The organism is Nostoc sp. 'Peltigera membranacea cyanobiont' 232 (genome assembly GCF_002245985.1).
In the GTDB taxonomy this organism is placed as follows: domain Bacteria; phylum Cyanobacteriota; class Cyanobacteriia; order Cyanobacteriales; family Nostocaceae; genus Nostoc.
On sequence record NZ_NOLK01000002.1, the window covers coordinates 73,741 to 87,992 of the forward strand.

Here is a 14,252-nt window from a genome sequence, read left to right on the forward strand (position 1 = left end):
TAAATTAACAAATACTTGCCAAAGGTAGTACTCCCGCAGTTATACCTAAGAGTGGACAAGATTCTGAATGGGAGCTGTAAGCTACTGTGAGCCAATCTGATACACCCAATATCCAAGTTCTCTCTACGGAAGTTTCGCAGCTACGCCAAGAGTTGCAACTCCGCGATCAATTAGTGCAACAACTATCTCAAGAACTCTTCCGCCTGGTAAAGGGTAACACCAGTTTTATGCCCCAACAGCCGGATCTTGAGCGCGATATGAGCCAGTTGCAGGCTTTGCAAGAACAACTCCAAGCTGTGGAGCAGCAGGTAGCGTTCTACCAAGAGCAAATTACAACTCGTGACTCCGAAATTTACCAATTGCGACAGTCAGTTCAAGAACTTACAGATCGCACTCGGATGTTAGAGCAAGTAGTACAAGAGTTGCCTCAAATTTATCGGCGGAAGTTTGAAGAGCGGATGACACCAGTCAGAGAAAAGGTAGCAACGCTACAACGGGAAAATCGCCAATTGCAAGCAGAACTGCAAAGTGTGAGTTACCGTTTAGCACTCAAAACTCGCAATGCTAGTCACAGTGGAATTGATTTGCCAAATTTTCCGCGCCCAGCATCCGAACAAACTAATATTTCAACTCCCCAGAATGCCTAAAGTTACCATTATGGTGGAATCAAAGAGGTAAGAAATTGTCATAGCAAAGCATCTTGGAGGTATCCAAGTAGTACATCAGGGTAAAAATGACTATAGAGTTAGAAATAAGGCAAAGGCTAATATTCTAACCTTTCTTACCTCCTGCTTCCTTTCGCTAGTTGCGTTGGATATATAGAGAGTATTTAGCTCAGAGTAATTTGATAAAGCTAGTAAGAAATGCAATTCTTTGCATTTTCTTTGACTGATTTTGGTAATTTCCTGCTAGATATATCTTATGGTAGATGTGGTGTTCGATTAAGCAGATTCATTGATCTGTCATTGAGTCCACCTCGATCAAAACCGTAAGCTTTCCTCGGCATTTCCGATCTAGACAATATAAAAAACCAGCCTGCTAGCACCAGACTGTTACTTTTGGCAATGTGAGGATATTTAGGGAAATGTGAAAATATGCAAATATTGATTGACTCTACCATCCTTCTATAGGTAGATTTATTATCTAGCCTGCTAGCACCAGACTATTATTTCCGGCAGTAAAAATGTCTTTGTAAGTGGGAAAAATTTCAAAAACTGAATCTAGTTGGGTAAGTTCCAAAATTAGCCGTACAGGAGCTTGCACGTTGCATAAAACTAAACGGCAACCGCTCTGACGTGCAGCTTTCAACCCTTTTACTAAAGGAACTAACCCAGAACTGTCCATGAAATTAACTTCTGCTAGATCGATAACCCAGAGTTGATGAGCTTGAGGCACTACTCCAGCCATCTGTTCGCTCAAAGCTTTGCCGCCTTCTAAATCTATGCTTCCTTGGGGTTTAAACAAAATAACTTGAAGTTCTTGTGTGAGAATCATAAATTGAACAGGGTAATTAGAACAGTTGACTAAAAATCGAAAAATGACATAAATACTTCTTCTCTTTCAATGGCGAAATGGCTGTTTACCCTGATATTTATGGGATTGCAGCCATGCAATTGAGAGGGATTGTTTCAGTATTCATGTCGTATAATTTGTGATAACTTTCATAAATATAGGCATAACGACCTCATAATTTCGGTATCAACCGTATCTTTTACGAAATTTTTATAATTTAACTAGAAACATATAAAGTTTTTGTAATTTCTTTTTATTTATTTTTAAATAAAATTAAATTGTGGTAGTGAATGCTAAAATTTATGCAGTTAATATTAAAAAATTAATAGTTTCCATAGAGTATGAACTATGGATTACTCAGAATTAAAATGACGACCTAATGAGTCAATGTAGCGGTTTAATTGACACCTCGCCCAAAAACAAGCAAAGATATAATAAAAGTAAAAATTTGTAAAGACGGCGGTGCGGAATGTCTTTAGAGCTGATTTCCCTAGAAAATATCCAGAAAGTAGCCCATAGTTACGGGTATTGGGCAATCTTTTTGGGCATTTTGCTAGAAAATTTAGGCATTCCCCTTCCTGGTGAAACCGTGACCCTTGTGGGCGGGTTTTTAGCTGGCAGCGATGAACTAAATTTCTGGCTGGTTCTCGGTGATGCAATTATGGGTGCTGTAATTGGCGGCACTTGTGGCTATTGGATTGGTAGACTTAGTGGTTGGCCTTTTCTGGTAAAAGTTGGTAGCATATTTCGGATTTCTGAAGTACGGCTACTGACTATTAAAGATCAATTTAGTAAAAATGCTGCTAAAGCTGTATTTTTCGGACGTTTCTTGGCGTTATTGCGAGTTTTTGCTGCACCACTAGCTGGTATAGCTGAAATGCCTTTTGGAAAATTCTTTTTATACAACTTATTAGGAGCAGTTGCTTGGGCTAGTTTAATGGTGACATTAGCTTTTTTTGCTGGCAGAATTGTCTCTCTAGAACAATTAGTTGCTTGGGTGGGTCAATTTGCGATCGCAGCCTTACTGATCCTCGCTACCTTAATTGTTGTACCCCTGTGGTTAGAGTCTCGTCAAGTGAAGGAAGCGAGTAGTGAGGAGTAAAAAGAGACGCGATTAATCGCGTCTGTACAAGAGTTTGGAGTAGAGACGCGATTAATCGCGTCTGTTTGGAGTAAAGTGAAAAGTTATTTTTTTAATTTTCACTTTTGTATTTTGCATTTCAACTCCTAGCTCCTAGTAACTCCTAACTTTTAATTTGCCGCGACCAAATGCGAGTTGGTAGTCCCCAAACGTAGATAAAGCCTTCAGCAGCTTTGTGGTCAAATTGGTCTTCGGCTCCGTAGGTTGCCAAATCGGGAGTATAGAGGGAATTATCGCTTGAACGTCCAACTATCGTAGAGTTACCCTTGAATAACTTCACTCGCACAGTTCCAGAGACTCGCTCTTGTGTCTTTTGAATAAACGCATCCAGTGCAACTTTGAGTGGACTATACCACAGACCGTTGTAAACGATTTGGCTGTAAGTTTCTTCAATACCACGCTTGTAATGGGTGACATCTGCTGTCAAAGTCAAGCTTTCTAAATCCCGATGTGCCTGAATTAGCACTAACATCGCGGGTGATTCGTAGATTTCCCGCGATTTGATTCCTACCAGACGGTTTTCAATCATATCGATCCGTCCAATGCCGTGATTTCCTACAAGCTGATTGAGTTGTTCAATTAGCTCAACTGGCTTTTTAGCTATGCCGTTGAGGGTGGTCGGAATACCACCGTGGAAACCAATTTCGATATACTCTGGCTCATTGGGAGTATCAGCGATCGCTTTGGTCATTTCATAGATTTCTTCTGGTGGCTCAAATGAAGGATCTTCGAGACTACCCGCTTCAATACTACGACCGAGTAAATTTTTGTCAATGCTATAGGGAGAGGATTTTTTGACTGGTGAGGGGATACCAAACTTCTCACCATAAGCGATGGTTTCCTCACGGCTCATCCCCCATTCTCTAGCTGGTGCGAGGATCTTCAGGTTGGGGTTCAGGGCGGTGACAGAGACATCAAAGCGAACCTGATCGTTACCTTTGCCGGTGCAACCGTGAGCGATCGCATCAGCACCATATTTTTCAGCCGTTTCTACTAATACTTTAGCAATCAGTGGCCGGGCAAGAGCAGTTCCTAGAGGATAACGATTTTCATAGAGGGCGTTGGCTTGAATCGCTCCAAAGGCGTAATCTTTAACGAAGCTGTCTTTCACATCCGCCACGAGTGATTCACTTGCACCCGATTTCAGAGCTTTTTCTCGAACTGGCTCTAATTCATCTCCCTGACCTAAATCTGCTGCTAGGGTAATCACCTCTTCCACACCCCACTCCTGTTTGAGGTAAGGGATGCAAACAGAAGTATCCACTCCACCAGAATATGCTAGGACAACCTTTTTGGCGCGACCCATTAATTTCTCCACTTAGGACAACAAAGAATGAGTCATTATTATATCTGAACTAATCCAGGTATATTTTATTCATGCAACTGAATAATAAAATTCCCAACATCTTAGAGAAGCCGGGAATCTGAGCCTTACGATGTTCATAAATTAAATAAAATTGCGATCGTTTCTAGACAAAAGTTCAAGTTAGGGAGAGGTTCATCCAACTCACATTAAACTGCATTGACCTATAAATATTGAAAATTTAAGGGTGGAATTATCCACCCTGTTTTAAATAGATGCAAATCAACTGCCTAACAGTTTATTCTTGACGATCTGGTTTAAGCTTTTGTGCTTGATGGTCTAGAAGATCCTATCTTTTTACCCAAGAACAAACTCAACCCAAATACAGACAATCCAAGGATCAAACTTGGCTCTGGAATACTTGTATAAGTGACAGTTTGAACACCCGCACTAGTTGGATCGTTCAAATCGATAAAACTATCGCGGAAGACATTAAAAGTGCTAGGTGTAAAATACAACCCTAACCCGGCTTGGTTAAAAATTGTGCCCGAAAAGTCGGTGAAAACTGACGCTAAAGGATCGTCCGCTTCAGTGTATAACTTTCCACCATAGTTAGCAGAAATCTTTAAACCTTCAGCGATCGTTACTTCTTGATCGTCTGCTGCTGCTGCTTGGTCGAATGAAAAAGTGCCTGTGAGAGTTTTATCGTCGTTAAAAAAATTATAAGTTAGGGCAGCTGCTTGAGCGGGAATAGTCTCGCCTAATGAAAAAATCAAAGCAGTTCCTACCGTTGCAGCTGCTAACTTCTTGAAGATGGAGTCAGTCATTTTTTTCTCTTGATAAAAGAACTGTGAGCAAAAATACCGCAATAGTTTTATGAGACAGAGACGTGTATTACCACGTCTCTGCAACGTAGTTAGTGTTTAGTGAAGCGGTGGATTCAATTTACAGACTTACCTGCGATCGCAGTTTTCATGGCTTGGAAGATATGACTCTGATCGACTACACCCCGAACACCGGGCGCAGTGTAAGTACCAGAACTATCTGTAAACTCAAGCTTTTGTCCAAAGGATCGAGTCAGAGTTGATGAATAAGCACCCTGGTAGTAAACAGGTACAATTCTGCGGCTATGGCTACCCCAAAGGTACTTGTAATTTGGATCGGCTCCCCAGAAGTGACCAGCGTCTTTAGAGTTGTGCTTGTTGAAGGTGATGTCTTTAGCGTTATACTTCAAGCCTCTAGCCTGATTAGGATCGGGATTAGGAGTCAATTTAGAGGCAAAGTCATTATTCAGAGTCAAGTAGTGGTCATGGTCAGCAGTCACAAGGAGTAGGTTCTTACTCCAACCACCATGATTCTCTACCCAAGTAATGACCTGTTGGACTGCCTTATCAAAATCATTCATGGTACCGATTAGGTTATCCATGTTGTTGTCATGAGCAGACCAGTCTACATCACCTCCCTCAACCATCAGCCAAAAACCGTCTTTGTCTTTACCTAGAACCGTTAAAGCTGCTTTGGTCAGATCCGCTAAAGTCGGATTTTCGTTAATCTCTCTGGCGATAAAACTAGCATCGGTTTCACCGGGAGCTAGAGGACGGACAGTATCAGGTGTGGGGCCAGAAATTGGGTTCCCTGCTGCATCGACAACAGGAACACAATCCCCAGATGTACCAGGAATAATCTGACCTGATGGACAGGGACTTACACTCTTAACAACAGAGCTATAGAGCGAGCCGTTGTTCAGACCTGTTAAACTGTAGTCTCCCTTAGAAGAGCTAGTAGGAAGGTTGCCTTCTTGTCCACGCGCACCGTATAGACCAAATAATTTGTCTCCCTTATTGGGATCGAGTTTAGCAGCCGTGTTTAGCAGTGTCTGAGTTGCATTAGGGCCGCGTTCTAAAAAGGTATAGCCGTAACGATTGGACGTAGGGTTATTGCTGAGATGTTGATAAGTGTCTTCTGTAATATACGTATAGTTAAAGACACCCTCTGCGGTACTTGTACTACTTTTATTGTCAAAGTCTTTCGGATGACCGCCACCCAATAAAACATTAGGCTGAAAGTTTAGCAATGTCTGTTGCAGAACACTGTCTTGGTTAGTCTTGGTAGGGTCGTACTTACTATCGTATTTGCTGCGACGATTTACAAAAGAAGCCGCAGCACCAGGCGTTGCATGGCTAATGGGTACAGAAGTAACTAGTCCTGTAGACTTACTATTTTCCTTGGCAATTTCCAGGATTGTTTTCAACTTTTTCTCGTAAATGTCTACACCCATCGCGTTGTTAAAGCTCTTTACGCCAGTATAAAGAGTTGTAGCGGTGTTAGCAGAGTCGGGATAACTATGTTTGATGTACTCTGTGTCATAAGTACCAGCATTAGCAGGGGTCAGAGGAATCCAAGGAAGAGGGCCGCCTTTGCTAGGGTCGTAACCTGTGAGATTACCATCTGCCAAACTGTTACCATCAAGGCGATCGCCTGGATTAAAAGGAGTAGGCTTGAATGAGAAGTTAGGACGAACAGGACTTGCACCGGTGAATGTATCAGACCCATCTAGAGCAGAGTTACCTGTTAGGTGGGGCTGACCTGTTGGTTTAGCTGGTGTATTTCCTTGAATTGTTGTGCCGTAAGTAGTCACCAATCCATATCCAGTTAGCTTTTGGAAGCTCAGACCTGAACCTTTACCACTTGTATAAAAAGGAGCGCCTTTGGCAACGGCTGCGGCTCGGGCCATATTCCAACCCATACCATCGCCAATCATGATAATTACGTTAATTCCATTACCAGCGGCCATAGTCGGCTGAAAAACAGAATTACCAAATACCAGCAGAACGGTACACAGCAAGCCAGCCATAGCAAAGGCTAGCGATCGCTTGTACTTTCGCAAAAGTGAAATCATTGCAATGTGCCTTAAAGTTGTTAGTACTGATAAAAATTTGGTTCTAGGTGAGTAGCGCCAAAGTCTGAGGGTGTAGCAGTCACATCTAGCTGAGTAGAGGCTGTAGTATGACTTGGGTTAGTAGCTGTTGCTGGTTGTTGATTTGATGTTCCTAAGAACAACAAAACTGCCAGAACCACACCAGATATAAACCAAAGCAAGGTACGTTTGTACTGTTTTAGGAATGAAATCATTGGTAATTTTTGAATGGAATTCATCATTAGTAAACCTCTTAGTAAATAATCTTTTGCTATGTTTTGACAATTAAAAATAATGCCAAAAAACATAATTTTAAAATCTTAATTTAAGTAATTTTTGGAGAAATTCGAGTGAAAATTTTTGGTTTTATTTTGCTCTGTTAGGAGATAACATTAAAACTAAATCTTGATTAAATAAAGGATGAATTTTCACTAATGAAGGATTTTTACAGCTAGTTAGCTGCAAAGTTATTTCATTAATATGAAAAGTTTTGCGGATGTGATTTTCCAACTTATTGAGTAAGCGATCGCGTTCTTGGATAGTTGTACATTCAACCGTCAAATTGGCACAAAGCATAACTTTATTTAAACTGAGTGTCCAGATGTGGAGTTTTTCTACCTGCACAACACCAGGAAAAGATTTGAGAGATATTTCCACCTCAACGGGGTCAATTGATTCTGGTGCATATTCCAAAAAAATCTTTAAACTTTCTTGCACTAAAGGTAAAGCACTTAAACCCGTAAAGATTGCAACTACTAAACTAATCGCAACATCTGCCCACCACCAATCCCAAAGATGAACTGTTAAAGCAGCTATAATTACGCCCACAGAACTAGCGGTATCAGCGATGACATGAAGCAAAGCCCCACGCAGGTTTAAGTCGTCGTGAGTGTGAGGATGAAGCAAAGTAATATTGAGCAGATTGACGATTAAACCTAACACGGCAATCCCTAACATTGGTAATCCCAAAATGGTTGCTGGATGTTGCCAGCGTTGAATAGCTTCCCATGTGATAAAAGTAGCGATCGCCAGCAAACTTAATCCATTTAACAAAGCTGCTAAAACTTCGATTCGCTGATTTCCAAAGGTTGCTTTTTTCTTAGCTGGTTGCTGTGCTAAAAAACTAGCAAGTAACGATATTCCTAACGCTGTAATATCCGAAAGGATGTGTCCTGCATCTGCTTGTAAAGATAAACTATGGCTCCATAAACCTACACTCCACTCAGTAACAAAAAAAATAGCAAGTAATCCTACTGTTATCCACAAAATTTTTGCTTTTTGCTGATTATTAACTACTTTTGCCGAATCATCCACACAGCCACACAATTGAAATGAAAACATTACTTTAAAAGCCTTTTTATAGTAGATTATTAGCTGAAGCAATCAAAGTTTTGTGATTGATATAAAGAATCATTAATTTACTGAGGATTTCTGTATTTCTCAATAACTAATTAATAGTGGAACAATTGAATCAATTGGTTTTTATAGATGAGAATATTTATCATTATTATTTAGTCTATTTGGCAATAATTAAATTTAGGTTATATTTCAGTTAATTAAAATATAACCTCTTGCTATTTTCTTAACCCTAATCAATCAGATAAGGAACAGTGTCAGCGCCCCATCTGTCCTATCCTGGAGATGGGTCAATAGTGTTATGGGTGATACTGTGTTTTTCAGCGTTGTGATACCGACTTATAATCGTCAACCGATTTTAGAAAAGTGCCTCCGTGCCTTGGAGGTGCAGGAGTTAAGTCAGCCAAGTTCGGTTACTGGTTACGAGATTGTCTTGGTGGATGATGGTTCTACTGATGGCACATTGGAGTGGTTAGCAGCACACAAAGACGAGTTTCCCCATGTGCGATGGTTTCAGCAAGATCATGCTGGCCCATCTGCGGCTCGGAATTTAGGGGTAAAGGAGGCGCTGGGAGACATAATTATCTTTATTGATAGTGATTTAGTGGTGCTGGAGAATTTCTTGCAAGCTCATGCTAATGCATTATTGCAGGGACAGGAGAAATTGAGGAGCGATCGCTTTTTCACTTACGGTGCAGTTATTAATACTTGCAATTTCCACAACCCAACGGCTGAACCCTATAAAGTCACAGATTTTTCAGCAGCTTTTTTTGCTACGGGGAATGTAGCAATTCCCAAATATTGGCTAGAGAAAGCCGGACTTTTTGACACCAGCTTTCAACTCTATGGCTGGGAAGATTTAGAATTAGGTGTACGGCTGAAAAAACTAGGTTTGACATTAATTAAATGTCCAGAAGCCGTAGGATATCACTGGCATCCAGCATTTAAATTAGAGCAAATTCCCAGATTAATTGACCAAGAAATTCAACGCGGACGGATGGGAGTTTTGTTTTATCAAAAGCATCCCACATGGGAAGTGCGAATGATGATTCAAATGACTTGGCTGCATCGGTTACTTTGGGGAATTCTTTCACTCAATGGCGCACTAAATGAACGGACAATGGCTCCATTGTTGCAATGGCTAATTAATTTAGGTAAACCACAATTAGCTTTAGAAATTGCCCGAATTTTCCTCAATTGGTACAACGTGAAGGGTGTTTATGAAGCCTATGCTCAAATGCAGCAAGCATCGTGATTAAAACACCTTTGGGAAGTACCACTGTGTAATCAACCTGTTAAAACTTTGTTGGTTATGTCGCGCATCTCAACTCAATACCTGATTCTCTGATAGTGAACGAACTGGCAGAATTGACTACCGTATAAACTCAAATAGGAATGTTTAAAATATTACTATTCCTCCTGAATACAATTATAAGTCCTGCCAAATTTAAACTGGGACTAAATAGAGATGAATAAGCACCATAAAAACCTGATTCAAAAGGGAATCCTAATCATAGGAGTGGCTATTGCATTCAATGGGCTACCCAAAAGTGTCTATGCTCAGTCACCAAAAATACTTATTGCTCAAAATAGCGGTTCTGACTTCTTAGACCAAGAAATAGACAAGGAAAGCGACTTGTTGTTCCAAGGAGTAGAGAAGTTTAACCAACATGACTATAGAGGGGCTATTACAGATTTTAACCAGGCAATTCAACTAAATCCGAATAATGCCCAACCCTACTACAACCGTGGTCTTGCCCGCTCTGGGTTGGGAGATCATACTGGAGCAATTTCTGATTATAATCAAGCCCTGCGATTAAATTCCAAGTTTACCGATGCCTATAGCGACCGAGGTTGGGAATATTACAAACTGGGCAATTACAAACAAGCTATCTCCGACTACAATCAGTCCATGGAAATCGATCCTAAGTATGGTCGTTCTTACTACCTTCGGGGTATTGTCTACGCGGCACAAGGAAACTATAAGCAAAGTAAGCTGATGTGCATCTAAATTGTATAGTACGAAAACGTAAAATTATTGTAGTGCGGGCAACATGAGCGCATCGCATATACAAATTAAATACGCAACAGCTTATTGCTGATTACAATAAAGCTATCGAATTACAAAGCTATCCACTCAGTTGGTCATACTATAATCGTGGTCTTGCCCGCTCTCATTTGGGAGACTTGAAAGGAGCGATTGAAGATTACAACCAAGCTTTAGGAGAAGACCCCAACTATATGGAAGCCTATCTTAGTCGAGGTCAGACTCTTGCACAGCTAGGGAAACTCCAGGCAGCGCTCATAGATATTAACCAAGTGATTCGGCTTAAATCTAACCTACCCGAAGCTTACTACAGTCGTGGTCTTCTTCGCTTTCTCTTAGAAGATAACAAAGAAGGAGCAATGGCAGATTTACAGCAAGCTGCTGACCTGTTTCTTATGCAAGGGAAGAAACAAAAGCATCAAATGGTAATAGACACAATCAAAAACCTAAAGAATGTCTTTCGCAGCAGGCGCATATAAAAGTTAGGAATGCATAGTAAGTTTCTCTCTTAAACTAACTCAGATATATTACGTCAAAATCGCCCCACCCATTAACCGCTCATACCGATACTTCAATTCTTCTTTCATCAAATACCAACGTTCTAAAGTAACATCCATCTCTATTATTTTCTCTGCTGCTTGGCGTGCTAAAAGTAAAACTTCTTCATCGTCAACCAAACTCGCTAAGGTAAAATCTGGCACTCCAGATTGACGAGTTCCCAGTACTTGCCCTGGCCCACGAAAACGCATATCCATCTCGGAGATGAAAAAGCCATCCTGAGATTGTTCCAACACCTTCAACCGTTGTTGAGCATCAGGACTTCTGGAACTGCTCATCAACAGACAGTAAGACTGAGCCGCGCCACGACCAACACGCCCCCGCAGTTGGTGCAGTTGCGATAAGCCAAATCGTTCAGCGTTTTCAATGAGCATCACTGTAGCATTAGGTACGTCTACACCAACCTCGACAACGGTAGTAGAAACCAAAATTTGTGTTTGGTTATCACGAAATTTGGTAATCGCTTCATCCTTATCGGCTGAACTCATGCGACCGTGGAGTAGCCCTACTTGAAAGTCAGGAAAAACGCTTTCTTGTAGCTTTTGATGCTCATCTACAGCCGATCGCAAATCCAGTTTTTCTGATTCTTCTACCAAAGGCAAAACCACGTAAACTTGTCTACCTTGGGCAATTTCTCGCCGGATGAGGTCGTAAGCATGGTTGCGTTGCTGACCTGATAATACTGTTGTCTGAATCTTTTGCCGTCCTGGTGGTAATTCATCAATTTGGCTCACATCCAAATCCCCGTGTATCGTCAGTGCCAAGGTTCGGGGAATCGGTGTAGCTGTCATAGTTAACACATGGGGTTGTTCGCCTTTTTGTTGTAAACGCGCCCGTTGTTCTACTCCAAAACGATGCTGTTCATCTATCACCACTAAGCCCAGTTGCTGGAAGCTTACAGAGTCTTGAATTAAGGCATGGGTTCCCACTAACAGAGGTAATTCACCAGTTCCCAACTGGGAATGGATTTGTCTTCGTTTCGCAGTTTTAGTTGAACCTGTCAGTAATTCCACTGGTAAATGCAAGAGGTTAAACCAGCTAACTAACTTGCGATAATGTTGTTCTGCCAAAACTTCCGTGGGAGCCATCAGCGCCGCTTGATAGCCAGATTGAATTGCTGCGAGGATAGCTAGCACGGCGACGACCGTTTTACCTGAACCGACATCACCTTGCACTAAACGATTCATTGGTACAGGTTTTTGCAAATCGTTAAGAATGTCATTAAGGACTCGTTGCTGCGCGCCCGTAAGTTTAAAAGGCAGTATTTCGTAGAATTTCTCTACAAGTTGACCGCGTGGAACGAGGATAGCACTGGTTTGAATTGCCCTTGCTTGCTGCTGACGTTGCAGTAAACCAAGTTGTAGGTAGAAAAATTCGTCAAAGACTAGGCGACGACGGGCAACTTTTAAAGCGTCACTGTCACTGGGAAAATGGATATTAGCGATCGCATCTTTCAATTCCATCAAACCATATTTCTGTCGCAAACCATTGGGTAAAGGGTCTTTCAGGTTAGCCGCAGCAGGTAAAGCAGCAATTACCGCCTGTCGGACTGTATTCGCCACTACTCCTTCAGTCAATCCATAAATTGGCACTACCCGCCCAATATTCAGCGACTCAATCGAATCTCCTGGATTTGCCAAAACCTCTAATTCTGGATTATCAAGTGTCAAGCCGTATTTACTTTCTTTCACCAACCCACACGCAGCTAAAATACTACCCACTGGATAACGGCGTTTTAAACTTTCTTGCCAAGCGCGACTACTAAAGCGCGTCCCTGCGTAAAAACGACCAATTTTGATTTGACCGCTATTATCTTTTACTACCAGTTCTAAAATTGATAATTTCTGATTTTTAGGGCTACTAAAGCAGTTGCAACGCTTCACAGTTGCCACTATTGTCACCGTGTCACCTGCCTGTAACTCGCGGATATTCACCTGACGCGCATAATCAATGTGGTCACGAGGATAGTAGAAAAGCAAGTCGCGGACAGTGTGTAAACCAAGCCGTGCCAAATTATCAGCTTTTTTGAAGCCTATTTCTGGTAAATCGCTGAGTTTTTGCTCAATTTTCGGTGCAAGCCTCCGACTCACCTCTGCAACAATTGGAGATTTTGGATTTTGGACTTTTTTCCCCTGCTCCCCTGCTCCTCTGCTCCCCTGCTCCCCCTGCTCACCCTCTTCATCTTGCTGTAGTTGGGAGAGATACCTACGAGTCTCTGCGACTAAATGTTGTCTTTCTTCCAGTGCTAGATGTGGATAACTAGCAAATTGCACCGCTAGTCCTTGCCAACGGCGGCGTTCAGTTTGGGGTAAGCCTGTTGGAAATTTGCCCAAAGTCAGGCTCAGAAATTCACTGAAACGGTATTCTCTGCCCACCAAGTCTGTAAAGCCGCGTTCGGCTTCTATTGCCAAGGCTTTGTGCAATCTTATCCAATCTGGTTTTTCATTAGTCATTGGTCAATAGTCATTGGTCATTTGACTTTGGACAAAGGACATAGACGGGCCAGCGGCTTCCCGTAGGAGTAGGACAAATGACTAATCCTCAAACCAACTAGCACGCCATGCAGCTTCAGCTTCAGCGATCGCTCTTTCTCGATGTTTCTTTTGATACTCTCTTCCTAGTTTGTTTAGCTTAACTAAAATACTGCGAATTTGCCTACGTTCAGAGGAGAGTGTCACATCAGCAAATTCAATTTCTCCTAGCCGCAGGTTAATAGCCATGATTTGCGTCAGTCCAGAATCTTCTGACTGCTGCTCATTTTCAATTTCAATTACTAAGTTTAATAAGTTCGGTGGCCCTGGCATAACCTCGGCAGATGCTTCTGATGCCGCCGCAGCCGCAGCAGCTAAAATCGGTTCTGGTAATTTTTTGGGTAATACCCCAGCTTTTTGTAATAAAAGATTAGCATCATGAGAAAGTTTTTTCAGTATCTCTTGCGTGGCCTCTTCTAAGTTATGTTGCCATTTTGCCAGTTCTATAGGATTAGAAGTGTCGGTAGTCAAAGGCTGAGAATTTGAGGTGTCTAGAAGTTCAGAAGATGCTACTTCTTTATCCTCCTCTTCCACCTCTTCCTTATCTAACTCAGCTTCGTCACTTTTAATCCAAGCGAGCAATTGCTCTGCTGCCACCTGACCCGACTTGCGGATGGCTTGTTGCAATTGCTGGCGCTGATTTAATGACAGATGCAGAAAGTTTTCAGGATACCCCTGTGTACAAAGATGGTAACTCGCCAGAATCAATTGTTTTCGTACAGCTAGCCCCAAGGTGTTTAGATAACTAGCATAAGCGGTTTGTAGTTCTATTGCGATCGCCCGAATCGCTTCTTTGAGTGCTTCAATATCCCGTTCAATTCGCTCGATTGCTCTTGCCATATCTTTTCGTTCTTGTCCATGTGAACTATTACATAGTACAAATGTAC

13 protein-coding genes are annotated in these 14,252 nt (G+C 41.7%); 5 read left to right on the top strand and 8 right to left on the bottom strand.

Annotated elements, in window-relative coordinates:
• Window positions 1-86 precede the first annotated feature (86 nt).
• Complete coding sequence (locus tag CDG79_RS01320) at window positions 87-647, top strand: Npun_F5560 family protein (protein WP_094332359.1); 561 nt, start codon at window positions 87-89, stop codon at window positions 645-647.
• Window positions 648-1,143: 496 nt separating this feature from the next.
• On the opposite strand, the gene CDG79_RS01325 is transcribed toward CDG79_RS01320, so the two are convergent.
• Window positions 1,144-1,494, bottom strand: coding sequence for an STAS domain-containing protein (locus CDG79_RS01325; protein ID WP_094332358.1), 351 nt, complete (start codon window positions 1,492-1,494; stop codon window positions 1,144-1,146).
• A gap of 487 nt (window positions 1,495-1,981) precedes the next feature.
• Between CDG79_RS01325 and CDG79_RS01330 the strand changes: the two genes are divergently transcribed.
• A complete protein-coding gene (locus CDG79_RS01330; RefSeq protein ID WP_094339839.1) occupies window positions 1,982-2,614 on the top strand; it encodes a DedA family protein in 633 nt (210 codons plus the stop codon).
• A 142-nt stretch (window positions 2,615-2,756) separates the two neighbouring features.
• Here CDG79_RS01330 and CDG79_RS01335 read toward each other — a convergent pair whose 3' ends face one another.
• From CDG79_RS01335 to CDG79_RS01355, 5 genes are all read right to left on the bottom strand, one after another.
• A complete protein-coding gene (locus tag CDG79_RS01335) occupies window positions 2,757-3,959 on the bottom strand; it encodes an argininosuccinate synthase (RefSeq protein ID WP_094339841.1) in 1,203 nt (400 codons plus the stop codon).
• Window positions 3,960-4,273: 314 nt separating this feature from the next.
• Complete coding sequence (locus CDG79_RS01340; RefSeq protein ID WP_094339843.1) at window positions 4,274-4,783, bottom strand: PEP-CTERM sorting domain-containing protein; 510 nt, start codon at window positions 4,781-4,783, stop codon at window positions 4,274-4,276.
• A gap of 113 nt (window positions 4,784-4,896) precedes the next feature.
• The gene (locus CDG79_RS01345) at window positions 4,897-6,855 is read right to left on the bottom strand and encodes an alkaline phosphatase (protein WP_094339845.1); all 1,959 of its coding nucleotides are present in this window, start codon (window positions 6,853-6,855) and stop codon (window positions 4,897-4,899) included.
• A 20-nt stretch (window positions 6,856-6,875) separates the two neighbouring features.
• Entirely contained in the window at window positions 6,876-7,115 is a 240-nt protein-coding gene (locus CDG79_RS01350) for a hypothetical protein (protein ID WP_223277969.1), read from the bottom strand.
• A gap of 124 nt (window positions 7,116-7,239) precedes the next feature.
• Window positions 7,240-8,214, bottom strand: a complete 975-nt coding sequence (locus tag CDG79_RS01355; protein WP_094339847.1) for a cation diffusion facilitator family transporter — start codon at window positions 8,212-8,214, stop codon at window positions 7,240-7,242.
• A 316-nt stretch (window positions 8,215-8,530) separates the two neighbouring features.
• On the opposite strand from CDG79_RS01355, the gene CDG79_RS01360 reads away from it, so the two are divergent.
• From CDG79_RS01360 to CDG79_RS01370, 3 genes are all read left to right on the top strand, one after another.
• Window positions 8,531-9,484: a glycosyltransferase family 2 protein gene (locus tag CDG79_RS01360; protein ID WP_094339849.1), complete on the top strand. Its 954-nt coding sequence runs from the start codon at window positions 8,531-8,533 to the stop codon at window positions 9,482-9,484.
• 213 nt (window positions 9,485-9,697) lie between these two features.
• On the top strand, window positions 9,698-10,240 hold the full coding sequence (locus CDG79_RS01365; RefSeq protein WP_094339852.1) for a tetratricopeptide repeat protein: 543 nt from the start codon (window positions 9,698-9,700) through the stop codon (window positions 10,238-10,240).
• A 104-nt stretch (window positions 10,241-10,344) separates the two neighbouring features.
• On the top strand, window positions 10,345-10,755 hold the full coding sequence (locus CDG79_RS01370; protein ID WP_223277974.1) for a tetratricopeptide repeat protein: 411 nt from the start codon (window positions 10,345-10,347) through the stop codon (window positions 10,753-10,755).
• 48 nt (window positions 10,756-10,803) lie between these two features.
• Here CDG79_RS01370 and recG read toward each other — a convergent pair whose 3' ends face one another.
• Together recG and CDG79_RS01380 are read right to left on the bottom strand one after the other, a co-directional pair.
• Window positions 10,804-13,287, bottom strand: coding sequence for an ATP-dependent DNA helicase RecG (recG, locus tag CDG79_RS01375; RefSeq protein WP_094339857.1), 2,484 nt, complete (start codon window positions 13,285-13,287; stop codon window positions 10,804-10,806).
• Between the two features lie 81 nt (window positions 13,288-13,368).
• On the bottom strand, window positions 13,369-14,205 hold the full coding sequence (locus tag CDG79_RS01380; RefSeq protein ID WP_094339859.1) for a hypothetical protein: 837 nt from the start codon (window positions 14,203-14,205) through the stop codon (window positions 13,369-13,371).
• Between the last annotated feature and the right edge of the window lie 47 nt (window positions 14,206-14,252).

Bases quoted from the DNA above. Each gene is read 5' to 3' on its own strand.
- CDG79_RS01360 (WP_094339849.1), top strand. From the start codon at position 8,531: ATGGGTGATACTGTGTTTTTCAGCGTTGTGATACCGACTTATAATCGT.
- CDG79_RS01335 (WP_094339841.1), bottom strand. From the start codon at position 3,959: ATGGGTCGCGCCAAAAAGGTTGTCCTAGCATATTCTGGTGGAGTGGAT.
- CDG79_RS01330 (WP_094339839.1), top strand. From the start codon at position 1,982: ATGTCTTTAGAGCTGATTTCCCTAGAAAATATCCAGAAAGTAGCCCAT.
- CDG79_RS01345 (WP_094339845.1), bottom strand. From the start codon at position 6,855: ATGATTTCACTTTTGCGAAAGTACAAGCGATCGCTAGCCTTTGCTATG.
- CDG79_RS01325 (WP_094332358.1), bottom strand. From the start codon at position 1,494: ATGATTCTCACACAAGAACTTCAAGTTATTTTGTTTAAACCCCAAGGA.
- CDG79_RS01340 (WP_094339843.1), bottom strand. From the start codon at position 4,783: ATGACTGACTCCATCTTCAAGAAGTTAGCAGCTGCAACGGTAGGAACT.
- CDG79_RS01380 (WP_094339859.1), bottom strand. From the start codon at position 14,205: ATGGCAAGAGCAATCGAGCGAATTGAACGGGATATTGAAGCACTCAAA.
- recG (WP_094339857.1), bottom strand. From the start codon at position 13,287: ATGACTAATGAAAAACCAGATTGGATAAGATTGCACAAAGCCTTGGCA.
- CDG79_RS01355 (WP_094339847.1), bottom strand. From the start codon at position 8,214: ATGTTTTCATTTCAATTGTGTGGCTGTGTGGATGATTCGGCAAAAGTA.
- CDG79_RS01350 (WP_223277969.1), bottom strand. From the start codon at position 7,115: ATGATGAATTCCATTCAAAAATTACCAATGATTTCATTCCTAAAACAG.
- CDG79_RS01365 (WP_094339852.1), top strand. From the start codon at position 9,698: ATGAATAAGCACCATAAAAACCTGATTCAAAAGGGAATCCTAATCATA.